Annotated in this window: 21 protein-coding genes and 1 pseudogene; 12 read left to right on the top strand and 10 right to left on the bottom strand. The window is 70.2% G+C overall.

The annotated features are described in order from the left end of the window. Window positions 1-107 precede the first annotated feature (107 nt). The 9 genes from FHS42_RS07030 to FHS42_RS06990 form a co-directional block, all read right to left on the bottom strand. Window positions 108-1,796 carry a sensor histidine kinase gene (locus FHS42_RS07030; protein ID WP_312866764.1) on the bottom strand — a complete coding sequence of 563 codons (1,689 nt, stop codon included), beginning with the start codon at window positions 1,794-1,796 and terminating at the stop codon, window positions 108-110. Further along, a complete protein-coding gene (locus FHS42_RS07025) occupies window positions 1,793-2,551 on the bottom strand; it encodes a response regulator transcription factor (protein ID WP_184569938.1) in 759 nt (252 codons plus the stop codon). Before FHS42_RS07025 ends, FHS42_RS07030 begins: the two co-directional genes overlap by 4 nt. A gap of 240 nt (window positions 2,552-2,791) precedes the next feature. After that, window positions 2,792-4,108 carry a S1C family serine protease gene (locus FHS42_RS07020; RefSeq protein WP_184569936.1) on the bottom strand — a complete coding sequence of 439 codons (1,317 nt, stop codon included), beginning with the start codon at window positions 4,106-4,108 and terminating at the stop codon, window positions 2,792-2,794. Window positions 4,109-4,368: 260 nt separating this feature from the next. After that, entirely contained in the window at window positions 4,369-5,391 is a 1,023-nt protein-coding gene (locus FHS42_RS07015) for a LacI family DNA-binding transcriptional regulator (RefSeq protein WP_184569934.1), read from the bottom strand. A 24-nt stretch (window positions 5,392-5,415) separates the two neighbouring features. Beyond that, window positions 5,416-6,273: a response regulator transcription factor gene (locus FHS42_RS07010; RefSeq protein WP_246494356.1), complete on the bottom strand. Its 858-nt coding sequence runs from the start codon at window positions 6,271-6,273 to the stop codon at window positions 5,416-5,418. Between the two features lie 739 nt (window positions 6,274-7,012). After that, window positions 7,013-7,345, bottom strand: coding sequence for a thioredoxin family protein (locus tag FHS42_RS07005; RefSeq protein ID WP_221476214.1), 333 nt, complete (start codon window positions 7,343-7,345; stop codon window positions 7,013-7,015). A gap of 3 nt (window positions 7,346-7,348) precedes the next feature. Beyond that, window positions 7,349-7,741, bottom strand: coding sequence for a MerR family transcriptional regulator (locus FHS42_RS07000; protein ID WP_184570647.1), 393 nt, complete (start codon window positions 7,739-7,741; stop codon window positions 7,349-7,351). 94 nt (window positions 7,742-7,835) lie between these two features. Further along, a complete protein-coding gene (locus FHS42_RS06995; protein ID WP_184570645.1) occupies window positions 7,836-9,758 on the bottom strand; it encodes an ABC transporter ATP-binding protein in 1,923 nt (640 codons plus the stop codon). 182 nt (window positions 9,759-9,940) lie between these two features. Beyond that, window positions 9,941-11,674 carry an ABC transporter ATP-binding protein gene (locus FHS42_RS06990; protein ID WP_184569932.1) on the bottom strand — a complete coding sequence of 578 codons (1,734 nt, stop codon included), beginning with the start codon at window positions 11,672-11,674 and terminating at the stop codon, window positions 9,941-9,943. Window positions 11,675-11,991: 317 nt separating this feature from the next. Between FHS42_RS06990 and FHS42_RS06985 the strand changes: the two genes are divergently transcribed. From FHS42_RS06985 to FHS42_RS36665, 6 genes and pseudogenes are all read left to right on the top strand, one after another. Next, window positions 11,992-12,276: a MoaD/ThiS family protein gene (locus FHS42_RS06985; protein WP_184569930.1), complete on the top strand. Its 285-nt coding sequence runs from the start codon at window positions 11,992-11,994 to the stop codon at window positions 12,274-12,276. Between the two features lie 10 nt (window positions 12,277-12,286). Beyond that, window positions 12,287-14,236 carry a hypothetical protein gene (locus tag FHS42_RS06980; RefSeq protein WP_376772538.1) on the top strand — a complete coding sequence of 650 codons (1,950 nt, stop codon included), beginning with the start codon at window positions 12,287-12,289 and terminating at the stop codon, window positions 14,234-14,236. Window positions 14,237-14,354: 118 nt separating this feature from the next. After that, the gene (locus tag FHS42_RS06975) at window positions 14,355-15,251 is read left to right on the top strand and encodes an LmeA family phospholipid-binding protein (RefSeq protein WP_184569928.1); all 897 of its coding nucleotides are present in this window, start codon (window positions 14,355-14,357) and stop codon (window positions 15,249-15,251) included. 585 nt (window positions 15,252-15,836) lie between these two features. Beyond that, complete coding sequence (locus FHS42_RS06970) at window positions 15,837-16,676, top strand: sulfurtransferase (protein WP_184569926.1); 840 nt, start codon at window positions 15,837-15,839, stop codon at window positions 16,674-16,676. A gap of 106 nt (window positions 16,677-16,782) precedes the next feature. Continuing rightward, window positions 16,783-17,070, top strand: a complete 288-nt coding sequence (locus FHS42_RS06965) for a DUF1416 domain-containing protein (protein ID WP_184569924.1) — start codon at window positions 16,783-16,785, stop codon at window positions 17,068-17,070. Between the two features lie 244 nt (window positions 17,071-17,314). Beyond that, window positions 17,315-17,524, top strand: a pseudogene (locus tag FHS42_RS36665) (DUF3099 domain-containing protein); the annotation flags it as partial. A gap of 343 nt (window positions 17,525-17,867) precedes the next feature. On the opposite strand, the gene FHS42_RS06955 reads toward FHS42_RS36665, so the two are convergent. After that, the gene (locus tag FHS42_RS06955; RefSeq protein WP_184569920.1) at window positions 17,868-18,233 is read right to left on the bottom strand and encodes a DsrE family protein; all 366 of its coding nucleotides are present in this window, start codon (window positions 18,231-18,233) and stop codon (window positions 17,868-17,870) included. A gap of 461 nt (window positions 18,234-18,694) precedes the next feature. On the opposite strand from FHS42_RS06955, the gene FHS42_RS06950 reads away from it, so the two are divergent. The 6 genes from FHS42_RS06950 to ygfZ all read left to right on the top strand — a co-directional run bounded on the left by FHS42_RS06950 (window position 18,695) and on the right by ygfZ (window position 24,515). Then, complete coding sequence (locus tag FHS42_RS06950; protein WP_184569917.1) at window positions 18,695-19,258, top strand: heme-binding beta-barrel domain-containing protein; 564 nt, start codon at window positions 18,695-18,697, stop codon at window positions 19,256-19,258. Window positions 19,259-19,665: 407 nt separating this feature from the next. After that, a complete protein-coding gene (locus FHS42_RS06945; protein WP_312866788.1) occupies window positions 19,666-20,694 on the top strand; it encodes a FecCD family ABC transporter permease in 1,029 nt (342 codons plus the stop codon). Between the two features lie 169 nt (window positions 20,695-20,863). Next, window positions 20,864-21,952, top strand: a complete 1,089-nt coding sequence (locus FHS42_RS06940; protein WP_184569913.1) for an ABC transporter ATP-binding protein — start codon at window positions 20,864-20,866, stop codon at window positions 21,950-21,952. An 11-nt stretch (window positions 21,953-21,963) separates the two neighbouring features. Further along, window positions 21,964-23,028: an ABC transporter substrate-binding protein gene (locus tag FHS42_RS06935; protein WP_312866763.1), complete on the top strand. Its 1,065-nt coding sequence runs from the start codon at window positions 21,964-21,966 to the stop codon at window positions 23,026-23,028. A 44-nt stretch (window positions 23,029-23,072) separates the two neighbouring features. Then, complete coding sequence (locus FHS42_RS06930; protein ID WP_184569909.1) at window positions 23,073-23,525, top strand: Fur family transcriptional regulator; 453 nt, start codon at window positions 23,073-23,075, stop codon at window positions 23,523-23,525. Between the two features lie 9 nt (window positions 23,526-23,534). Then, window positions 23,535-24,515, top strand: a complete 981-nt coding sequence (gene ygfZ, locus FHS42_RS06925) for a CAF17-like 4Fe-4S cluster assembly/insertion protein YgfZ (RefSeq protein WP_184569907.1) — start codon at window positions 23,535-23,537, stop codon at window positions 24,513-24,515. Window positions 24,516-24,669 lie beyond the last annotated feature (154 nt).

Raw genomic sequence — 24,669 nt, 5'->3', positions numbered from 1 at the left:
GCCGCGATCGGGTTCCCCGCGCTCCCACACCCCGCTAGCGCTGCGCTGCACCGTGGGGAGCAGCCCGTCGCGTCACCATCGAGAGCGGCCCCCGCTAGCGTGAGCGATCACGGCTCGGGCGCGCGGAACGCGGGCCCCCCGCCCGCCGGGCCGCCCTGCGACGGCTCCGCTTCCGGCGGCGGGTGCGGCGCTCCCGGAAGCCGTACGACGGCGACGGTTCCGCCGCCATCGGCCGCCCGCAGGCTGACCTCCCCACCGGATCGCTGCACCGTGCGGGCCACGATCGACAGGCCAAGGCCCGAGCCCGGCAGGCTGCGGGCCGAGGGGGAGCGCCAGAAGCGGTCGAAGACATGAGGGAGTTCGTCGGACGGGATGCCAGGCCCATGATCCCGTACCGTCAAGACGCCTTCACTGAGCGTGACCTCGACGGCACCGCCCGGTGGGCTGAACTTCACCGCGTTGTCCAGCAGGTTGATCACGGCCCGCTCCAATGCGGAGGGCTCGGCGGGCACGTACCACGAGGTCAGCCGGGCCGTGATCGCCAGGTCCTTGCCGCGGAGCCTGGCCCGCTCCACCGCGGCGCTCGCCGCCTCGTGCAGCGCCGCGATCCGGGGCGCGCCGCTGCCGGGCGGGGCGTCGGGGCGGGACAGTTCCTGGAGGTCGCCGATGAGCGCAGCCAACTCCGTCATCTGCGCCTTGACGCTGGCCAGCAGTTCCCGGCGGTCGTCGGGCGGCAGCGCGCGGCCCGTCTCCTCGCTGCGGACGAGGAGTTCGACGTTCATGCGCAGCGAGGTGAGCGGAGTGCGCAGCTCGTGCCCGGCGTCCGCGATGAGCTGCTGTTGCCGGTCGCGGGACGAGGCGAGCGCGGCGGTCATCGAGTTGAACGACCGCGACAGTCGGGCGATCTCGTCCCGGCCCTCTACCGGGATGGTGGTGGCCAGGTCTTCCGTACGGGCGATGTGTTCGACCGCGCCAGTGAGCCGGTCCACGGGGCGCAGCCCGGCCCGGGCGACGGCGAGTCCCGCGGTCGCCGCGCCGAGCACGCCGATGCCGGCGACCACGGCAAGCACCAGGGCCAGGGTGTCAAGGGCGCTGTCGGTCTCGGTCAGCGGCCGGGACAGGGAGACGGCGAAGACGCTGTCGCCTATGACGTAGGACTTGGTGAGCACCCGTACGGGCGTGCCCCCATCGGTGCGGCCATCGCGCACCACGTCGTTCTCCAGGCCGAGTGCCACGTTGACGTCCGAGTCGCTGACCCGCACCGGCTTGGCTCCCGTGCCCACGCACCGGCCGGCGTCGGCGTTCACGGTCTGTACGTACGCCACGCTGGGCCCGGCGTCCCGGCTCGGCGCCGTCTCGATCTGCGGACACTGCTGCAACGTGTCGCGCAGGTACAGCACGTTGACGCGGTAGTTCCGCAGCGACTTGTCGAGTTCGTCGCGCAATTGCTCCCGTGTGATCACCCAGCAGGCCACGGCGGACAGGGCTACGGCGAAGGCCACCGCGAGGGCGGTGAGCAGCGCGAGCCGGGACCGCAGCGGCAGCTTCGAGCGCAACGAGCGCCGGACACCGGCCAACGGCGCCGCGGTGCTGCCGGTTCTAGTGGAGCTGCTGGGGCTGCTGGGGCTAATGGGACATTCGATTCCGGTGGGGCTGCTGGAGTTGTCGGTATCAGCGGGGCTGCCGGTGCTGACGGTGCTGCCCATTCCAGCGGGTGGGGTCGCGGGGGCCGGCGGCCCGGTCGGGTAGGCGGGCGAGCCGCCGTCGCCGTTCGGCTGAGGGGCAGCGGTGTTCACTCGGCGGCTCCACGTTCATACGCATGGTCGTTGGCCCGCAGCACATAGCCGACGCCTCGCACCGTGTGCACCAACCGCTGCTCGCCACCTGCCTCGGTCTTGCGGCGCAGGTACATCACGTACACATCGAGCGAGTTAGACGACGGTTCGAAGTCGAAACCCCATACCGCCTTGAGGATTTGCTCCCGAGTGAGCACCTGGCGGGGGTGGGCGAGGAACAGCTCCAGGAGCGTGAATTCGGTCCTGGTCAACTCCACTCGACGGCCACCCCGGGTGACCTCGCGCGTCGTCAGGTCCATGCGCAGATCGCCGAACTCCAAGAGTTGACCCGCGCTCGGCTCGGCTCCGCCACCAGCCGTGGCGTACGCGCTGCGGCGCAGCAGCGCGCGGATGCGGGCGAGCAGTTCGTCCAGCTCAAACGGCTTGACCAGGTAGTCGTCGGCGCCCGCGTCAAGCCCGGTGACCCGGTCGCCCACGGTGTCGCGCGCCGTCAGCATCAATATCGGCACGGTCACCTGGGCGGCGCGCAGCCGTCTGGCCGCCGTCAGCCCGTCCATCCGGGGCATCAACACATCGAGCACGATCAGCTCCGGCGTGCAGCTCTCGGCCTTCTCCAGCGCCTCAAGGCCGTCCACGGCCTCGGTGACCTCGTACCCCTCGAACATGAGGCTGCGCCGCAGCGCCTCCCGCACAGCGGGTTCGTCATCGGCAACCAGAATGCGGGCGGGACGCTCACCATGCTCGGCGGGACTCATCGGCGCTTTCCTTCAGGGGTACGGGCGCGGGCTGCGCGCCATGGCCTACGAGGTGACGGGCAGGTTACGGGCGGCGGGCCTCGGCCAGCCCGTAGCCGCCCCTCAGCGTCGCACGAGCCGCCACCAGGCCCCGTCGCCACCACGGGCCCGCCACCCGACCGCGGAGCCGCGGTCCGCACCACCACCGTCGGCACCGCGGCGCCACCGACCACACCATGCGCACCGCGGCACGGCGCGGCGCTACGCGTTCGTGCCGCCGCCCCGCAGGGAACCCAGGTCCTTCTTCACCGTGTCGCTGGGTATCGCAAAGCCGAGCCCGACACTGCCGCCGGAACCACCTGCCGCCGAAGCGGGCGAAGAGATGGAGGAGTTGATGCCTATGACCTCGCCCTGCATGTTGATAAGCGCGCCACCGGAGTTGCCGTGGTTGAGCGAGGCGTCCGTCTGGATGGCCTTGTACGTCGTCTTGGAGGAGCCCACGTCACCGTTGTACTCGCGGCCCTCGAACTCGAACGGCCAGCCGCCGTCGCTCTGCGGTCCCGGCTGCTGCCCCTGCTGTTCCTGCTCGTCTGCGTTGGCGACCGTTACCTCGCGGTCGAGCGCGGAGACGATGCCGCTGGTGACCGTGCCCGTCAGGCCTTCGGGCGAGCCGATGGCCACGACCTGGTCGCCCACCTTGACCGCGCTGGAGTCACCGAGCTTGGCGGCGCGCAGTCCACTGGCGTTTTCCAGCTTGATCAGGGCCAGGTCCTTGGAGCCATCCGTGCCGACCACCGACGCCTTCTTGCGCGTGCCGTCGCTGAGGGTCACGGTGATGGCATCGGAGCCGGCTACCACGTGGTTATTGGTGACGATGTCGCCGTCGCCGGAGATGATGACGCCGGAGCCCAGCGACTGCCCCTGGGCCGTGGTCGCCGCGATCTCCACGATGCTGGGGCTGACGGCCTTGGCGACGGCGGACACATCACCGCTCGCCCCCGATGTGGCGCCGGCGGCCACGACCGAGGCCGATGACGTGCTGCTTGAGCCCCCGTCGTGCCGGCTGCCGACCAGCGCACCGGTCGCGCCCGCCACGACGGCCGACACCAGCGCGACCGCCGCGATCAGCACCCCGGTACGACGCCCCCGAGGACGGGCGGGGCCATCAGCAGCCCCACCAGCCGCGTGGGCGCCAAGCGGCGGGGGCGGAGCATCCGCACCGAACGCCGCATAGCCCCCCGTACCGACACCGTGCGAACCGCCGCCCGCGCCACTGTAGGCACCGCCGAACGAGCCGCCATCCGCGCCACCGTACGAGCCGCCGTACGTATCTCCGCCCCGCCCGTCCTGCGTGCTGCCGGACGGGCTGCCGTATCCACCGGTCTCCGCTTCAGCGGGCCATACCGGCGGCGCGGGCGGCGGGGGCGTGCGACCAGGAGGCGGCGTGGCGGCCGGGGCCTGCGCTCCCGACGTTCCATACGACGCCGTGTGCTCCGCCGCGGGGGCGGCGAGGTGAGCGGAGTCTGCTGAGTGAGCGGAGCCTGCGTGGTCGCCGTCGCGGCGGATGTTCTCGGTCATACCTATGACTGTGCGGCCCGATCATGAGAACTTTCTGAGGACGGCCTGAGAAGGCCAACAGAACCTCGTAAGCCCGCCATAAAACCCCGGCAAGCCAACCCGGCGAGCCAGCCCGCCGGGCCGCCCGCCCCACCGAGACGGATCATCCACCTCGCCGAAACGGCTTCCGCCCCGCCGAACCGAGCCGCCGGGCCGCCCACCCCCTACGAGACGGATCGTCCACCCCGCCGAAACGGCATCCATCCCGCCGAAACGGCTTCCTAGCCGCAGCCGCAGGAGCGCCGTACCACCAGCGCCGAAGGAAACTGCTTGAGCCGTTCGCGCCGGGAGCCGGCCACCCGCAGCCCGTCGTCCAGGACCAGGTCCACCGCCGCGCGGGCCATCGCGGGCCGGTCGGAGCCGACCGTGGTGAGCGGCGGATCGGTCAACCCGGCCTCTTTCACGTTGTCGAACCCGGCGACGGCCAAGTCCTGCGGCACATCGATGCGCAGCTCGCGCGCGGCGCGTAGGACACCGATGGCCTGGTCGTCGGTCGAGCAGAACACCGCGGGCGGCCGGTCCGGGCCCGCCAGCAGCTTCAGGGCCACCTCGTACGCGTCGTAGCGGTTGTACGGGGCCTGGAAGAGGCGCCCTTCGGTGGAGCGGCCCGATTCGAGCATCGCCCGGCGCCAGCCCTCGACGTGGTCAGTGACCGGGTCGCCGACCGGAGGAGTTTCCTCCGTACCGCCGATGCAGGCCACGTACGGATAGCCGTGCTCCAGGAGGTGGCGCACGGCCAGTTGGGCACCGCCCACGTCATCAAGGACCACTGCCACGTCATCGATCGCCTCGGGCCGCTCGTGCATCAGCACCACGCGGGCGTCCCACGCCTCGATCTCGGCCGCCGCGTTCTCGCTGAGGCCCTGGCTGATGAGGATCAGGCCGGAGACCCGCATGCCGAGGAAGGCGCGGAGGTAGTGCACCTCGCGCTCGTCCAGGTAGTCGGAATTGCCGACCAGGACCATCTTTCCGCGCTCGGCCGCGGCCTGCTCGACGGCGTGGGCCATCTCGCCGAAGAAGGGCTGCCGGGCGTCGGGCAGGATGAGCCCTATCAGGTCCGTGCGCCGCGACGCCATCGCCTGCGCGACCCGGTCCGGCCGATAGCCGAGCTCCTTGATCGCGGCGAGTACCCGCTCGCGCGTGGCCGGGGCAACCGGCCTTGGTCCGTTGTTGATGACGTAGCTGACAACCGCGGTGGACGTCCCCGCAACTCGTGCTACATCATCCCGCGTCACCTTGGCCACGCGCGGCAGTCTACGCGGGTCCCCCTAGCCGTTTACCGGGCGTGCGACCACTGCTTTCGTGCTGTCTTCCGGGCGGGAACGACCGGAGGCGTCGCCGCGCGAGTTCGGCCCACCCACATCAGCGGCCCCACGCATGTCACCCGTACCACCTGAACCACCTGTGACCTTGGCCTTAGCCTTCGCCTTGGCCTCCTCGGCCGCGCGCTCGACCTTCTCCGGGACGACGAAGCGGTAGCCGACGTTCCGTACGGTGCCGATCAGCGACTCGTGCTCGGGACCGAGCTTCGCGCGCAGCCGCCGCACGTGTACGTCCACGGTGCGGGTGCCGCCGAAGTAGTCGTAGCCCCAGACCTCCTGGAGGAGTTGTGCCCGGGTGAAGACCCTCCCCGGGTGCTGGGCCAGGTACTTCAGGAGCTCGAACTCCTTGAAGGTCAGGTCGAGGACCCGACCCTTGAGCTTGGCGCTGTAGGTCGCCTCGTCCACCGAGAGATCGCCGTTGCGGATCTCCATCGGACTGTCGTCGCTCACTATCTGCTGGCGGCCCATCGCCAGCCGCAGCCGTGCTTCGACCTCAGCCGGGCCTGCGGTGTCCAGGAGCACATCGTCCACGCCCCAGTCCGCGGTGACGGCCGCCAACCCGCCCTCGGTCACCACGAGCAGCAGCGGACAACCGGGCCCGGTGGATCGTAGAAGCTGGCACAGGCTGCGCACCTGGGGCAGGTCACGGCGCCCGTCGATGAGGATCACATCGGCGCCTGGGGTGTCCACCAGCGCGGGCCCCTCGGCCGGCGCCACCCGCACGCCGTGCAGCAATAGGCCGAGCGCGGGAAGCACCTCGGCCGATGGCTGGAGCGCATTCGTCAAGAGCAGGAGGGAACTCATCCACGACCACCTGCCTCGTTGCCGCCGGTCATCGCCCTGCTCGTACTGTCGTTCTGCTCGCTTCGCTTGCCCATGACGTCGGTTCCTCCTCGGTCCCTGCGTGGGGCACTTCCCAGGAGCGACCTGGGGGAGTTTGCGGCCCTGCTTCGTACGGTGGCGATCGACCGCGAGGGTGCGTGGCCGAAAGCACAAAAGGACCTGGGGGCTGCGTTGCCCAGGTCCTGTGCACAGCAGGATAGCCCACCCATCGACAGCCGGCCGGGCCGGATGTGCACCTTCCGTTGTTCCCTCGGTCACGTTCCGGGCCGCGACGCGCGGTCTCACGGCATGGGCTCCCGCGCGCGACGCCGGGCGTTTTTTAGCGGATATTTGGGCTTTATTCGGGGGTTGGAGCGCCACCGTCCGCGGCCTACGGTACGTCGCACGCGATCTTCGTAGGCTCCGCGCAACCCGCGCACAGAGGGGCACTCGAACAGCCGAACGCCCCGCTCAGGCGCCCATCCGGCGCCGCTACGCAGCGCGCTCCCCGACCTACGAAGCGTACGGAGAGGTACGAAGGCACCCGAAGACGTACGGGAAGGACGGCGATTTCCAGCCGTGCAACGGATGGAGGCGCGGGGGGCGCACAGATGCGCGTGCGCGCTTACCTTGCCCGCCGGCCATGCCGCTGGCAAGGGCAGCCGGCGGCCCGGGACCACCGGTTGGTCGGCCCGTAGGCCCACCAACCGGCCGTCGCTCCCTACAGCGCGTCGTCGATCTCCTGGAGCAGCCGGCGCTTGGGCCGGGCGCCCACCATCGACGCCACCGGCTCGCCGGCGCGGAAGATCATGAGCGTGGGCATCGCCAGTACGCCGTACGCGGCGGTCGTCGCTGGGCTGCTATTCACATCGAGCTGCACGACCTTGATTCGGTCGCTCTCCTCCGCGGCGATCGCGCTGAGCACCGGCGCGATCTGGCGACACGGTGGGCACCAGTCGGCGGTGAATCCCACCAACACCGGAAGGTCCGCCGTCAACACTTCGTTCGCAAAGGTCACATCCGTGACCTCCGCCACGCCCGCAGCCTGAATCATCCGTCATCCCCTCAGTTCGCACCGCGGCTCGGGTCCGCCCGGCAGCAGTGCTTCGGCCCTCATCAACTGCGCACCCACCTGCTCGCGTACCGCCCGCAACTCGTCCATGAGCTGATCGAGTTCAGCGAGCTTGTGTCGGTACACATCGAGCGAGGCGGGACAGGAGTCCCCGGCCGGGTGCCCCGCTTGCAGGCACTCCACAAAGGGCCGGGTCTCCTCCAGGCCGAACCCGAAGTCCTGGAGCGTGCGGATCTGCTCCACGAGCCGCAGGTCCTCGTCCCCGTATACGCGGTAGCCGTTGTCCCCGCGCCGGGTGGGCAACAGGCCGCGTGCCTCGTAGTAGCGCAGCGTGCGGGTACTGACCCCGGCCCGCTCCGCGAGTTCGCCGATGCGCATGGTCATGACGCTAGACGTTGACGCCCACGTCAAGGCAAGGCCCTGTGGGCCACTCCTGACACGGGCCAGGAGCCGCCCGCTTGCGGACGATCGGTCAGCCGCCGAACGCTGGTTCGGGGTCGGCGCTGGGGGCGCCCGCGAACTGGGCCGCGTACAAGCCGGCGTACGCTCCGTCCGCCGCGAGCAGTGACGCGTGCGTGCCCTGCTCCACGATCGCGCCCGCCTCCATCACCAGGATCAAGTCCGCGTCCCGGATCGTGGAGAGCCGATGCGCGATGACGAAGCTCGTACGCCCCGTGCGCAGGGAGGCCATCGCCTGCTGGATGAGGACCTCGGTCCTGGTATCGACGGAGCTGGTCGCCTCGTCGAGGACCAGGATCGCGGGCTCGGCGAGGAACGCCCGGGCGATGGTGATGAGTTGCTTCTCGCCGACGCTGACGCCCGCGCCCTCCTCGTCGATCACCGTGTCGTAGCCATCGGGCAGGGTCCGTACGAAACGGTCCACATGGGTCGCCTTCGCCGCCGCCACGATCTTGTCCATGGGCAGCCCCTCGGGCGCCCCGTAGGCGATGTTCTCCGCGATGGTGCCGCCGAACAGCCAGGTGTCCTGGAGCACCATGCCGATCCGCGAGCGCAGTTCCTCGCGGGGCATGGCGGCGATGTCCACGCCGTCCAGGGTGATCCGCCCGCCGCTGACCTCGTAGAACCGCATCAGCAAATTGACCAGGGTGGTCTTGCCCGCACCGGTCGGGCCGACGATGGCGACCGTCTGGCCGGGGCTGACCGACAGGGACAGGTCCTCGATCAGCGGCTTGTCGCTCTCGTAGCGGAAGGAGACCCGGTCGAAGGCGACCTGCCCGCGCACGTGCTGCGGGGCGGGCCCGGTGCGCTGCACATCGGGCTCTTGCTCGTCCGCGTCGAGGAGTTCGTAGACCCGTTCGACGGAGGCGACGCCCGACTGAATCAGGTTGGCCATGCTGGCCAGCTGGCCGAGTGGCTGGCTGAACTGCCGCGAATACTGCACGAATGCCTGCACATCGCCGATCGACAGGGACCCGCTGGCGACGCGGAGCCCGCCGACGACGGCGACGAGGACGTAGTTGAGGTTGCCGATGAACATCATCGCGGGCTGGATGATCCCGGAGATGAACTGCGCGCGGAAGCTGGACGCGTACAGCTGCTCGTTCTCCTCGCGGAAGGTTTCGGCGGACTCCTTTTGCCGTCCGAAGACCTTGACCAGCGAGTGGCCTGTGTACATCTCCTCGACGTGTGCGTTGAGGGTGCCGGTCGTCTTCCACTGGCGTACGAACTCCGGCTGCGCGCGCTTGCCGATCCGAATCGCGACGAGCACCGAGATCGGCACCGTGACGAGTGCGACCAGCGCGAGCAGGGGCGATATCCAGAACATCATCGCGAGCACGCCCACGATCGTCAGCAGCGAGGAAATGATCTGGCTGAAGGTCTGCTGGAGGGTCTGCCCGACGTTGTCGATGTCGTTGGTGGCGCGGCTGAGCACCTCGCCGCGCGGCTGCTGGTCGAAGTAACGCAGCGGCAGCCGCGCCAGCTTCTCCTCCACATCGGCGCGCATGCGGAACACCGCGCGCTGGACGACATGCGTAGCCAACCTGGCCTGGACGAAGTAGCAGGCGCTGGCCACCACATAGATCAGCAGTACCCACAGCAGGGTCGTGCCGACCGCGTCGAAGTCGATGCCCTGCCCCGGGGTGACGTCCATCGCGGCGACGACGTCGGCGACCTTGCCGTCGCCGTGGTCCCGCATCCGCTGGACGGCCTCCGCCTTGCTGAGCCCATCGGGGAGTTGCCGGCCGACGACGCCGGTGAAGATCAGGTCGGTGGCGTCGCCGAGGAGCTTGGGGCCGATGACGCTCAGGGTGATGCAGGCGACGGCCATGGTCATGATCAGCGCGATGATGGGCCGCTCGGGCCGCAGCGCGGCAAGGAGTCTGCGGGTCGATCCGCGGAAGTCCATGGTCCGCTCGGCGGGTTGGCCTCCCATGAACCGCGCGGCCCCCACAGCAGGCCCCGGGCCTCTGGGCGCGGCCTTGGCCTTGCTGGGCGCGGCATCGGCACCGTTATCGGCACCGGGTCCTGCCCCGGGGCCGGCACCGTCCGCGGCACCGGCACCGGCACCGGCACCGTCCGCCGAACCAGGGGGCCGGGAATCCGGCTCGGGGGAACTCATGCCGCCTCCTGCTCGGTGAGCTGGGAGAGCACGATCTCCCGATAGGTCTCGTTCGAGGCCATCAGCTCGGAATGGGTGCCGGTGCCAACGACCCGGCCCTCGTCCAGGACGACGATCTGGTCAGCGTCCCGAATGGTGCTGACCCGCTGCGCGACGATGATCACCGTCGCATCGCCGGTCTCCCGGCTGAGCGCGGCGCGCAGCCGGGCATCGGTGGCGTAGTCGAGCGCGGAGAACGAGTCGTCGAAGAGGTAGATCCGCGGCTCGCGCACCAGCGCACGGGCGATGGCCAGACGCTGTCGCTGGCCGCCCGATACATTGCCGCCGCCCTGGGCGATCGGGGCCTCCAGACCCTTGTCCATCGCCGCGACGAAGTCGCTGGCCTGCGCGATTTCCAGGGCCCGCCACAACTGCTCGTCGGTGGCGGTCGGATTCCCGTACCGCAGGTTGGAGGCCACGGTTCCGCTGAACAGGTACGGCTTTTGCGGTACGAGGCCGACACGGGCCCCGGTCTGCTCCGGGTCGAGGTCCCGTACGTTGTGGCCGTCGATCAGCACGCTGCCGCCGGTCGCGTCGAACAGCCGGGGAATCAAGTTGATCAGGGTGGACTTGCCGCTGCCGGTGCTGCCGATGACGGCGGTCGTGAGGCCGGGCCGCGCGGTGAGCGAGACGTCGCGCAGCACCGGTTCCTCCGCGCCGGGGTAGCGGAACTCCACGTCGCGCAGCTCCAGTTCTCCGCGCTGACTCAGCGCGGTGACGGGCGCGGACGACGGGGCGACGCTGCTCTCGGTCGTCAGCACCTCCTGTATGCGCTCGGCGCACACCTCGGCGCGCGGGACCATCATGAGCATGAAGGTGCCCATCATCACGGCCGTCAGGATCTGCATCAGGTAGGACAGGAAGGCGGTCAGCGCGCCGATCTGCATGCCGCCGTCGTCGATGCGCTGGCCGCCGAACCAGACCACGGCGACGCTGGAGATGTTGATGACCACGAGCACGACCGGGAACAGCAGCGACATCAACTGGCCGGCGCGCAGCGACACGCCCATGAGCTCGGTGTTGGCGTCAGCGAACCGTTCCTGCTCGTAGCGGTCGCGCACGAAGGCCCGGATGACCCGAATGCCGGTGATCTGCTCGCGCAGCACCCGGTTCACCGTGTCCACCTTCTCCTGCACACCGCGGAAGACCTGGCGCAGCCTGCGCACGATCAGCACCACGATCACGCCTAGGACCGGCACGATGACCAAGAGCAGCGCGGACAGTGGCACGTCCTGGTTGAGCGCCATCACGACGCCGCCGAAGCACATGATCGGCACGGTCACCATCAACGTGAACGTCATCAGGCACAGCGTCTGCACCTGCTGTACGTCGTTGGTGGTTCGGGTGATCAGCGAGGGTGCGCCGAAGTGGCCCAGTTCGCGGGCGGAGAAGGACTGCACGTGGTCGAAGATGGCGGCGCGCACATCGCGCCCGAGCGCCATCGCCGTACGGGCGCTGAAGTACACGGCCCCGATCGCGCAGACCATCTGGAGCAGCGTCACCACGAGCATGACGCCACCGATGCGCAGGATGTAGTCGGTGTCCCCCTTGACGACACCGTCGTCGATGATGTCGGCGTTCAGGGTCGGCAGATAGAGAGTCGCCAGAGTCTGGATGAACTGGAGCGCCACGATCACAGCGATCGGGCGCGCATAGGGTCGCAGATACGCCCGCAATAGTCGGACCAACACATCGCGCACCCTATGCGAGGTGTCACTCGCTGAGCTTTCGATTTACCCGGTCAGGGCCAGGTCTTTGCCCCGCATCCTGGATTCAGTGGGGCGGGTGGATGCGCGGGGCCGGCAGGTGGGCGCGGCACGGCGGATGCGCGGGGCTCCGGTGGACGGGCGCGGCGGGGCCGGTGGCTGACAGGCGTCATCATGGAGGGCGGCTCGCGCCCGCGGGCGAGCGTGCGGCCCCTGCCCGCGTACGGTGCGTGGGCGACGCGGGCACCCGCGAGAACAGCCGACCGAGCACAGCCGAGAAAGACCGAGACAAAGGGAGCCCCATGGCGGCAACGGACACGGTGGGCCCGCCCGCCGGCACCCTTCGGTACTGGGCGGCGGCCAAGGCGGCGGCGGGCACCGCGGAGGAGCCGTACGCCGCGCGCACGCTCGCGGATGCGCTCGACGCGGCCCGCGCCCGGCACCGCACGGAGCCGGAGTTCGCTCGGGTGCTGCTGCGCTGTTCGTTCCTGGTCGATGGCGACCCCGTCGGCACCCGTGACCACCACACGGTCCAACTAGCGGACGGCGGCACGGTCGAGGTGCTCCCGCCGTTCGCGGGAGGGTGACCCGCCGAGCATGAGCGATCAGCCGCACGACCCCTATCCGAACGCCGAGTACCCGCAGGACGAGTACCGGCGCGACGAGTACCCGCGCGAGCCGTACGAAGAGCAGCGCCGGACGGGCGAGCCGTACCCGTCCTACGACGCCTACGATCCGGCCTCGCTCGCCGACCCGGCCACCGCGTACGGGGCCCCGTACGACGCTGCGCAGGACCCCGCGGCACCCGCCGCGTCGGCCGATCCCGCCAGCGGCTACGCCGGACACTCCCCCACCGCACCCAACCCCGCGTACGACCCGAACCACGGCGACCAGGGCCCCTACTCCGCCGGCCCCGCCACCCCGGGCTCGTACGCTCCCGACCCGTACGCCCCCGATCCGTACGCCCAGCAGCCACCGGCCGCGCACGGCGACTACGGGCACGGCGGGCAGGACGGGCACGACGGGAACTACAGCGGCTTCGCGGGCTATGGCGACTCCGGCGCTGCCGAGGGCTACCGCGGCGCCCCGGGCGCCGACCCCGGGCACGGCGGGTACGCGGCGTACCCGGCCGAACCGGTCTGGCCCTCGTACGACGACGAGCGCACCCAGCACCCGCCGCAGCCCTACCCCCTGACCCACCCCTCAGCCCACCCCCCGACCCACCAGGCCCCGCACGCCCCCCAGCAACCGGCGCCCCACCCGGCGCCCGGCGGCTACCCGCAGCCCAGTGGTTACGCGCAGCCCAGCGACTACGCGGCAAACGACGGCCATGCGCAGCAGTGGCAGCAACCGGCCCAGCAGGGTACGGACGGCGGCGCCTGGCAACAGCAGCCGTACGGCGCCGGGGCGTACGACCAGGGCGAGGGCCAGCGAGGCGGGCACGGCACCGGCCATAACGCGTACGGCACCGAGCCGTACGGCAGTGGGGCGTACGGCAGTGCTGCGCAGCGAGATCCGGCGTACGGCGACCCGGCGTACGGCGACCCGGCGTACGCCGACGCGGCACGACGCGACCCGGCGTACGGCACCGCGCCATACGGCAACGCCCCGCGCCCCCAGGCGCCTTACGGCCATGCCGCGCACGGCGAGGCCACCCGTGCCCATGCAGCCCCCGCGCCGCATGCCGGCGCCCATACCCATGCTCAAACCCATGCTGAAACCCATGTCGGCGACGGCAACGGCAACGGGGCAGGGCCCGAAGAAGGGGACTCCGAGGTGTCCGATGTACCACTGACCGCCGCGGAACGAGCACGGGCGGAGGGCCGCCCACAGATCCTCGGGCCCGGCCTGCAACCCGCGCTGCTGACCGCGGTACTCGCCGGGCTGCTCGCGATCACCGCGCCGCTGGCGGAGCCCGCGCTCGCCGTGGCCGTGGTGCTCTTGCAGGCGGTGACGGCGGCCGGCTGGTTCCGGCTGAACGGCATGTGGCCCGCGCGGCAGGGCATCGCCCTCGCCTTCCTCGCCGGCGTCGCGGCCGACATCGGGCTACTCGTCACCGACCACGACCAGGCGTCCACCGTGTTGCTCGGCACCCTCGGTGGGTGGCTGCTGTTGGTGATCGTGCTGCAACTGCGCAACCTGAGCCCGCCCGATGAGCGGTTGTACGGGCTGACCGCCACGGCCACCTCAGCCGCGCTCGCCGTGGTCGCGGCCGGGCACTTGGCCACCGCGGCGGACCCGGTGGTGATCGGCGCGGCCGGTGTCGGCGTCGCGGCGCTGGTGCGGGCGCTGCCCCTGCCGGGCATCGTCTCGGTCGTGCTCGCGCTGGGTGCATCGGCCGGCGCAGGCTTCGCCGCCGGGCAGGCCACGGACTTCGGTGCGGTCGGGGCGGTGCTCGGGCTGGCAGCAGGGGCGTGTGCACTGATCGGGCTGCGGGTGGCGAGCTACGACTACCCGTCACGGTTCGTGCACCTCACGGCCGGGGTGGCGCTGCCGCTGACGGCGGCGGCTCCGGCCGTGTACGTACTCGGACGAGCCCTCAGCTGATGGCCGGGCCGCAGAGGGGCAACAACCGGATACGCTCGCGCGTTCGGCCGATATCGGACCTCTATGGTTAGGCTCGCCACCACAGGATGGACCTCACCGAGAGCTTGGGGGACGAAGCATGTCGGACGCGGCACATACTGACGCGGCGAACAGAGGCGGCGCAGGGGCCTCGGGCGGCGCGCCGTATCACCAGGGGCCCGGTGGGCAGAGCAACGGATACGGGCACGACGGATACAACGGCCAGGACGGTTACGGCTACGGCGGCGGCTACGCCGACGACTACGACGATCGTCCGGCCCATCCCCCACGGCGGCGCAGGCGGGGGCGCGGACTGCGGATCACCCTGATCCTCCTGGTGATCCTCGGCGGACTGCTGGTGGCTGCCGATCGGATCGCGGTCAACGTCGTGGAGTCCGAGGCGGCCAAGAAGATCAAGAGCAAGGAGAACCTGACCGGTACACCCGAGGTATCGATCAAGGGCTTTCCGTTTTTGACCCAGGTGCTCGACAAGAAGTTCGACGAGATCGAGGTCAAGTCCGACGGGCTGACCAGCCAGGACAATGGCAGGGTCATCCACATCAGCGAGATGTCCGCGACGATGCGTGACGTCAAGGTCTCCAGCAACTTCTCCTCCGCCATCGCAGAGCATGCGACAGGACAGGCGCATGTCAGCTACCAAGACCTCTCCAAGGCGGCTGGCCCCGGCATCACCGTGAGTTACGCGGGCAAGGACTCCGAGGGCAAGAGCCGGGTGAAGATCAGCGGCGCACTGCTCGGCGTGAAGGTCAGCGCGTACGGCACGGTGACCGTGGCCAACGGCGACACCATCCGGCTGCGCGCCGAGAAGATCCCCGGCGGGACCGTGCCCGGCTGGGAGAGCAAGGTACGGCAGCGGACCGACATTGACCGCAAGGTGGATGGGCTCCCGACCGGACTGCAACTGAAAACGATCGAAACGACCCCGGACGGGATCGACGTCGAGGCCGAGGGGCACGCGGTCGAGCTGACGGGCTGAGAGGCTGAGAGGCTGACGGGCTGACGGGCTGACGGGCTGACGGGCTGACGGGCTGAGGAACGCACCGACTTCCGTAGCCCTCGCCCGACCCTCGCCCTCCCGGGGGGGCGAGAGGCTGCCCCACCAGCGAGGCAACCCCGCACGTCCAGCCACTGAGACGTCGCCGTCCGCAGTGCAGATGCCCGGCACGGAAAGTCCCCGCCGCGCTGGCCGTGGGACTCGTCCAACCTCTCACTTGTCTCACATGACAGACATTCTTGTCTCAGTATTTGACACGCCGGTGACACGTCAGCCCGCCGTCCTTACGATCGAATGCATGAAGCGACAGGCGGATCTCACGAAGCGGCGGGCAGTAGACCTGTGCCGCGTCGCCGCCATGCTCTGTCGCCCTTGCTGAACGAGCCCCTTCGCTAGGTTCGCTGGGTCCGCACCGCGCCTGTGTCGCAGGTTCGCCCCACCGCCCGAACGCGGGGCCAGGCCTCGTATCCACCCCCCGTGCAGCGCCGCGCGCATCCCCGTCGCCGCCTGCCGGTGCGCCATCCGCGTAACCGTGCACCATCCGCAACTGCCCCGGAGGAGAACAGCATGAGCCGCAGCGACGTCCTGGTGGACGCCGAGTGGGTCCAGTCCCACATCGACGACTCGAAGACGGTCATTGTCGAGGTAGACGAGGACACGTCCGCCTACGACAAGAACCACATCAAAAACGCCATCCGGATCGACTGGAAGACGGACCTCCAGGACCCGGTGCGCCGCGACTTCGTGGACCAGGCCGGCTTCGAGAAGCTGCTGTCCGCCAAGGGCATCGCCAACGACGACACGGTCGTCCTCTACGGCGGCAACAACAACTGGTTCGCGTCGTACGCCTACTGGTACTTCAAGCTGTACGGGCACCAGGACGTCAAGCTGCTCGACGGTGGCCGCAAGAAGTGGGAGCTGGACTCGCGCGACCTGGTCGCCGAGGTCCCGAACCGCCCGGCCACGCAGTACAAGGCCAAGCCGCAGGACAGCTCGATCCGCGCCTTCCGCGATGACGTCGTGGCCGCCATCGGCTCGCTCAATCTCGTGGACGTACGCTCGCCCGACGAGTTCTCCGGCAAGCTGCTCGCCCCGGCCCACCTCCCGCAGGAGCAGTCGCAGCGCCCCGGCCACGTGCCCAGCGCCCGCAACATCCCGTGGTCGAAGTCGGCGAACGACGATGGCACGTTCAAGTCGGACGAAGAACTGAAGGCCCTGTACGAGGGTGAGGGCGTGGACCTGGCCAAGGACACCATCGCCTACTGCCGTATCGGTGAGCGCTCCGCGCACAGCTGGTTTGTGCTGCACGAGCTGCTGGGCCAGACCAACGTCAAGAACTACGACGGCTCGTGGACCGAGTACGGCTCGCTGGTCGGCGTGCCGATCGAGCTCGGCGCCAACGCCTGACCCGGCTCCGCCCCTCCTCACCCCCTCGCCCTCTCTTCAGGTGCGCGCCGCCCTCCCCGCTGGCGCTCCTGGTCCCCCGAACTTCCCGACGTAAGGACAGACATCCATGTGTGGAGCAAAGGCCGGTGGCCCCGATGCGGCGACCATCAAGCCTGGTGAGACCACCATTCAGGGCAGCGTGACGCGCGACGGCCAGCCCGTCACCGGTTACGTCCGACTGCTCGACAGCACCGGCGAGTTCACCGCCGAGGTGCCCACATCGGCGACCGGACAGTTCCGCTTCTACGCCGCCGAAGGCACCTGGACGCTGCGCGCGCTGGTGCCGGGCGCGACCGCCGACCGCACCGTCGTCGCCCAGCAGGGCGGCCTGGCGGAGGTCGCCATCGCCGTCTGACGCTACGCGCCGGCACGGCCGCAGGGCCGCATCCCAGGGGTTGGACGCCTATGGCTGGGATGCGGCCCTGCGCGCATCTGCGGCGCACGCGGTACGGCGCCACGCCGGCACCTGCGTGGCCGCAGCGCTGCCCGCACGGGGCGGGCAGCGCGCGGGCGCGGTCCGGTGCGGGGAGGGGAAGTGACCCCGCACCAGTCTGGTCGCACACCAGGTGCGGCCCGCTGGCCAGTCGTACGCTGGAGTCATGTACGCCCGGCGGCGACGCGGCTACTTCCTCATGATGGGTGCATGCCTGACGCTCTTCGTCCTGGCATGGTCCGTAGTACGGCTGTGGTCGATACCGGTGGCGGTCGGCATGTGCGTGGTGGCCATGGTGATACCGCCGTTCGCGGCGATCGTGGCCAACCGGCGCGGGCCGGAGGAGCGGTGGTTCGACGAGCCGGGGCCAGACCCACCGGACCGGCCCGGTGACCCCATATCGGGCTCTCCCGCGGAGGCCCCGCCGGATTCTCCCTCGGCTACGCACTCAGGCCCGACCCCTGGCCTGAGCCTTTGGCCAGACCCCGCCCGTGACGCGGCCTGCGACCAGCCGCCCCCACCGAACTCCGGGCCGGGCGGCGGCACAGACACCGGCACCAGCACTGGCGGCACCGCGTCATCCCGCCGCGGGGCGCGCACCGGAGACAAGCAGTCCGACGCGTGGTGGGACGAGCTCGACGGCAAGCATCACCCTTGAGGACAGCCACTCCCCGGCCGGCCACCTTCCGGCCGATCGGCACACGAGGGCCCGCACGTCGTCAGTACACCAGGGCCTGCACGCCGTCCGGCATGATCTCGCTCACAAAGAGCTGCGCGCCGGCGATGCGTACGCCCTCGATCAGGTCCGACTCCTCGATGTCGCGGCGAGCCGCGCACTGCGTACAGACCGTGATCGCACCACCGCCGCTGAGGATGCCGTCGATCAGGTCGGGCAGCGGCGCCGCGTGCGGCAGCTCGAACTCGGCCGCCCGACCCGGCAGCGCGTACCACGAGGACTCGCCGGTCAGCCACAGCGAGACCTCGACGCCGCTGGCCACGGCGACGGCTGCCACCGTGAACGCCTGCGAGCACCGTTCGGGCGCGTCCGCCCCAGCCGTCACCTTGATCACGAGCTTCTTCGCCATGCGCTCACTGTATGCGGGCCGCTGCGCGGCACCGTCGGGACTGGGCGACGGACCTAGCAGACGTACGCGGCAGGCGTACGCGGCAGGCGCACGGGCCGGGGCCTACGCGGTGGGCGGACAAGGGGGCGTACCGGGCGAGCGTGCAGGGCGGCGGACCTCACCGCGCCGCCCGGCACGGCGCGGACTAGACTCGGGCCCGGTCCGTTACACCACACTGTGTCCGAGGAGCGCGCTCGTGCTTGAGACAGTCTTCACCGTGCTGATGGCCTTGATGGCCGCGTGCATCGCCGGCTTCGCGGGGCTCACGCTCTTCAAGCTGTACCAGGGCCAGCGCTGACGGTCCCGCCGTCCCCGCCCGGTCCGCGCGGCAGTCGCGGTCCCCGCCGGAAGTCCCCGGCCGCACCCGGCACGCGCGGGCCTCTCGCGCCGTCTCCCGTCCGCACTACAGATCGCCTGAGCCCATGATCGAGATCCCGTCCGACCTTCATCCGGACCTCGTACCCCTCGTCTTCCTCCTCGGCAACTGGGAGGGCGCGGGCGTTTACGACTTCCCCGGCTCCGAGAAGTGCAACTTCGGGCAGGAGGCGACCTTTACGCACGACGGCCGCGACTTCATCGAGTACGTCTCGCACACCTGGGAGCTGGACGCCGAGGGCAAGAAGGTCCGCCCGTTGGAGTCCGAGTCCGGGTACTGGCGGATCGACAAGAACCGCAAGGTCGAGGTCGTCATGACCCGCGATCAGGGCGTCGTGGAAATCTGGTACGGCGAGCTGGCCAACAAGAAGCCGCAGATCGACCTGGTCACCGACGCCATCGCGCGCACCGCATCCGCGGGTCCCTACACCGGCGGCAAGCGGCTGTACGGGTACGTCAAGAGCGACCTGATGTGGGTCGGCGAGAAGGCCACCCCCGAGGTGCCGCTGCGCCCGTATATGTCGGCGCACCTGAAGAAGGTCGTGGACCCCAGCGAATGGGCCAAGGACCTCAAGGACCTCCCGGACGACGGCATCGCCTTCTTCAAGTAGCCCGCTGCTGTCCGCCGTTCCCCAGCTCCGCAGTTCGCTAGTTCTTCGGTTCTCGGTCTTCGGTTCTCGGCCTTCGGCCTTCGGTTACAACTGCATATGCGCCCCGCGGGGAAAGTCCGGTGAGAGTCCGGCGCTGACCCGCAACGGTAGGCGGAGCCCTGGTCCTTCCCATGGACGCGGGGCGCCGCGAGCCCGATCACCCGTGGTGGCGCTGTTCCTGAACAACTCGCCGCGGACTGCGAGAGGAAGCCCCCGGCTGGCGCCATGCTCCGGGCCACTCCCTCACCGTACGGTCGCGGCCCGAGGCGAAGGGGAAGCCGCCCGTGGCGACCACGACCGACGATGCTGCCCCGCCCCGCGCGGGCGACCGCCCCCACGCGCCCGGCGCGCGGCGCCCCGAGCGCCGGGTGCCACTCATACCGCTGATCATCGTGCTCACCGTCGCACTACCCATCTCACTGGTGTGCGGCGTCGCCTTCGGCTCGGCCGGGCTCTCCTGGGTCGAGGTGTTGCGGTTTTTGCGCGCCGGGCTGACCGGCGGCACCATCGCGCCTGACCAGGTCGCCTCGTACACCATCGTGTGGGAGCTGCGGTTCCCGCGGGTGGTGCTCGCGGCGGTGGTCGGGGCGGGCCTCGCCGGGGTCGGCGTGGCCGTGCAGGCGATGGTGCGTAACGCGCTGGCCGACCCGTTCGTCCTTGGCATCTCGTCCGGTGCGGCGGTCGGCGCCAACGCCGTGCTGCTGTTCGGGCTCTTTGGCAGCCTCGGGATCTGGGCGCTTTCCACCGCCGCGTTCGGCTCCGCGCTGCTGTCGATGGCCTTGGTGTACGCGGGGGCCCGCACCCCGCAGGGGCTGACCCCGCTGCGGCTGGTGCTGACCGGCACGGCCATGTACTACGGCTTCTCCGCCCTCACCACCCTGATGGTCTCCAGCGCCGAGCGCGGCGAGGCGGCGCGCTCCGCGATGATGTGGCTCCTGGGCAGCCTGGGCGGCGCGAGCTGGGACTCGGTGCCGATCGCCGCCTGTGCCGTGGCCGCTGGCCTGACGCATCTGGTGTGGTCGGCCCGCCGGCTGAACGGGCTGGCGATGGGCGACGAGACCGCGGCGGCCCTGGGCGTGGACGCCCGGCGGCTGCGCGGCGAATTGTTCTTGGTCACCGCGGCCGTGACCGGCGCGGTGGTTGCCGTCAGCGGGGCTATCGGCTTCGTCGGCCTGATGGTGCCGCACTTCGCACGGATGCTGGTCGGCGCCGATCACCGGCGGGTGCTCGCGGTCGCGCCCCTGCTCGGCGCGGTGCTCCTGGTGTGGGTGGACATCCTGTCGCGGGTGCTCCTTGCGCCCGTGGAGCTGCCGGTAGGCGTCATCACCGCCGTCGTCGGCGTGCCCTGCTTCGTGCTGCTGATGCGACGCCGCGGCTACACCTTCGGAGGTTCCTGATGCGGAAGAGCCTGTGCCGCACCGCAGGCCCTCGCTGCGTAACAGGCCCTTGCCGCGCCACCGGCCCCTGCCGCACCGCTGGCCCCCATCACGCCCACGGCTCCCACCACGCGCACACCCACGCCCGCACTCACACCCACACTCACACCCACGTCAGCGGAGGCGCCTGATGCGCATCGACATCGAGAACCTCTCCGTGGACATCGCCGGGGCGCGCCTGGTCGCCGACGCCACCGTGCGGGTGGGCAGCGGCCAGGTGGTCGGCCTCGTGGGTCCCAACGGCAGTGGCAAGTCCACGCTGCTGCGCTGTGCGTACCGGGCGTTGCGGCCGAGCGCCGGGGCGGTGCTGCTCGGCGGGGATGACCTGCATGCGATGAGTCCGCGCGAGGGCGCCCGGCGGCTGGCCGCGCTGCCGCAGGAGTCGTCCAGCGAGTTCGACTTCACCGTCTCCGAGGTGGTGGCGATGGGCCGGATGCCGCATCAGAGCGCGACCGGGCGCGCGTCGGACGGTGATGCGCGGGCTTGCGCGGCAGCGCTGGCCAGGGTGAGCGCGGGCCATCTAGCTGGCCGGGGCTTCCTCACCCTCTCCGGTGGTGAGAAGCAGCGGGTCCTGATCGCCCGCGCGCTGGCCCAGCAGCCCCGCATCCTGATCCTGGACGAGCCGACCAACCACCTGGACATCGCCCAGCAGCTTGAGGTGCTCGCGCTGCTACGGGCCGACGCGGAAACCCCGCACCACGGCAACGCCGCCACCGATGCGGCGGCACAGGTCGCAGCCACCGGCGCGACAGAACCAGCAGCCCCCGGCGCGACAGAACCAACCGCCATCGGCGCGACAGAAGCAGCCGCTATGGGCGCGACAAGAGCAGCCGCCACCGGCGCGACAAAGGCAACCGGCAGCCGCACGACAGAAGCAGCAGAGACAGCCGCGACAGAGGCAGCCGCGGCTGGCGCGCCGGCCGGGCTGACCGTGCTCACCGCGTTGCACGATCTGAACCTGGCGGCCCTGCACTGTGACCTGCTGTACGTCATCGCGCACGGCCGCATCGCCGCATCGGGCGCCCCGCACGACGTGCTCACCCCCGAACTGCTCGCCGATATCTTCCAGGTCCGCGCGCACCGGGTGCGGCACCCAGAAAGCGGCGCCCTGCAACTGCTCTTCGACCGCCTCCCGCGACCACCCGCGCCCCGCGCCTCCCCGAACGCGGCCCGCCTCGCCTCCACCACTCCCACTGCCCCCGCCGCTCCCACCCACTGAGGATGTCTCCCGTGCGCCTATCCCCCTTCCGCGCCCCCGCCGCCATAGCCGCGGCCCTCGCCCTCGCGCTCACCGTCACCGGCTGTGGGGCCAAGGTCTCCGATGACGGCAGCCGCGACGAGAACAAGGGCCAAGATCAGGACAGCACCGCGGCCGGAAAGGAACAGGGCGGCGGCCACTATCCGGTCACCATCACCAACTGCGGCACGAAGACGACGTACGACAAGGCACCCGAGCGCGTGGTCACCAACGACGTCGGCATCACCGAGATCATGTTCGCGCTCGGGCTTGAGGACCGGATGGCCGGCTATGTGATGCCCGATGACAAGGGCGATCTGGACGCCGTGCCGTACAAGGACGCGTACGACAAGGTGCCGTGGCTGTCCAAGCGGGAGATCAACAGGGAGCTGGTGCTCGACGCCAAGGCGGACCTGGTGTTCGCCGGATGGAACTACGGCTTCCGCGAGTCGGAGGCCTTCACTCCGGCCGCGCTGAAGAAGCTCGGCGTCGGCTCGTACCTGCTCACCGAGTCCTGCCGCAACGGCAACGGCAAGGCGCGCGGCGTGATGTCGCCGCTCAACGCGCTCTACACCGATCTGCGCACGCTCGGGAAGATCTTCCACGTCGAGGACCGAGCGGAGCAGTTGGTACGGACGTACCAGCAACAGATCGCGGACGCGCAGGTGAAGGCGCCGAAGGAGCGGCCGAAGGTCTTCCTCTACGACGACGGGAAGGACAAGCCGTTGACGTCGGGGACGTTCGCCGGGCCGCACGACATCATCACCAAGGCGGGCGGCGACCACGTGATGAAGGACCTCAAGGACTCGTGGGTCACGGTCGGCTGGGAAACGGTCGTCGAACGCGACCCCGATGTGATCGTGATCAACAACTACGGGGACGTCAGCGCCGAGCAGAAGAAGAAGTTCCTGCTGTCCTACCCGCCGCTGGCCGACGTGGCGGCGATCAAGAACAAGCAGATCTTCGTCCTCGACTACGTGGATCTGGTGGAGAGCCCACGCAATGCGGCGGCGGTCACCGCGTTGGCCGAATACCTGCGCGAGGCACGGCACGGTTGACACGACCCGAGGTAAGGGAGACCTAAGACACCTACACTGGCGGCGTGGCGACAACCGACTGGAAGACTGACCTGCGGGCCCGCGGCTACCGGCTGACCCCGCAGCGCCAACTCGTCCTGGAGGCCGTGGACACTTTGGAGCACGCCACTCCGGACGACATCCTCACCGAGGTGCGTCGCACCGCGAGCGGGGTGAACGTTTCCACCGTCTACCGGACGCTGGAGCTGCTGGAGGAGCTCGGCCTGGTCAGCCACGCCCACCTGGGAACCCGCGCACCCACCTACCACCTTGCGGAGCGGCACCACCATCTGCATCTGGTGTGCCGAGACTGTACGGACGTGCTGGAGGCCGATCAGACGATCGCCGAGCCGTTCGCCCGGCAGCTCCGGGAGACCTTTGGCTTTGATACCGATTTGAAGCACTTCGCGATCTTTGGCCGGTGTGCGAAGTGCACCGGCCAGGGGGAACCCGGCGAGGAGCCAGCGCAGGCGCCGTAGGCTGGGGTCATGCTGCGACCATCATTCGCCAGTCCGCTACTGTCGCTGCCCGGCGCCGTACCGGCGGAGGGCCTCGATGAAGGGGTCGCCGGGCACTACGGCGATCTGTTCCGCGAACAGCGCGCACTCGCCAACGGCACCGGCTTCGTCGATCTCTCCCACCGCGGCGTCATCACCGTCACCGGTGACGACCGGCTGAGCTGGCTGCACCTGCTGCTCACCCAGCACGTCAGCGATCTCCCGGTGGGCCAGGCCACCGAGTCACTGATCCTCTCCGCAAACGGCCACATCGAGCACGCGCTGTATCTCGTGGACGACGGGACGACGGTCTGGGCCCATGTGGAACCGGGAACCCAGGGCGAACTGATCGCCTACCTGGAGAGCATGAAGTTCTTCTACCGGGTGGAAGTCCACGACCGCACCGAGGAGTTCGCGGTCGTGCACCTGCCCGCCGGCTCGATCGTCGATATCCCGGCGGACACGATGGCACGAGAGGCGGCGCACGGCCGCGACGTGTTCCTACCGCGCGACCAGCTCGCTGCCGCCGCCGACGCCTACGGCCCGGCGATCGGCATCCTCGCCTACGAGGCGCTCCGCGTGGAGGCCCACCGCCCCCGGCTCGGCCTGGAGACCGACCACCGCACCATCCCCCACGAACTGGGTTGGCTCGGCACCGCGGTCCACCTGGAAAAGGGTTGCTACCGGGGCCAGGAGACGGTCGCCCGTGTCCACAACCTGGGGAAGCCGCCGCGCCGCCTGGTCTTCCTCCACCTGGACGGCAGCGAGGTGCACCTCCCGCCCCACGGAACGCCGATCCGCCGCGCGTCGGAAGGCCCCGAAAGCCGCCAACTCGGCTTCATCACCACCTCAGCCCGCCACCACGAGCTGGGCCCCATCGCCCTGGCCCTCATCAAGCGAAACGTCCCCGTAGACGCGGACCTCCTGGCCGATACCACGGCCGCGGCCCAGGAGGTCGTGGTCGAGCCGTAGGGGTGGCTTTAGCGGTGTGGGGTGGGGGGCTGGCTTCGGGCGAGATGCGGCCCGCGTCGCGTACCACGCACGTACCGCGCGCCCACGACCGCCCGTCCGGCCCACCCCAGCCTCAGCCGGCTGGGCTCAGGCCCCACCAGAGTCGTTGGGGACG

The sequence above is a fragment of the Streptomyces zagrosensis genome (assembly GCF_014203645.1).
Lineage (GTDB): Bacteria > Actinomycetota > Actinomycetes > Streptomycetales > Streptomycetaceae > Streptomyces > Streptomyces zagrosensis.
This window is presented reverse-complemented; position numbering and strand designations above follow the sequence as displayed.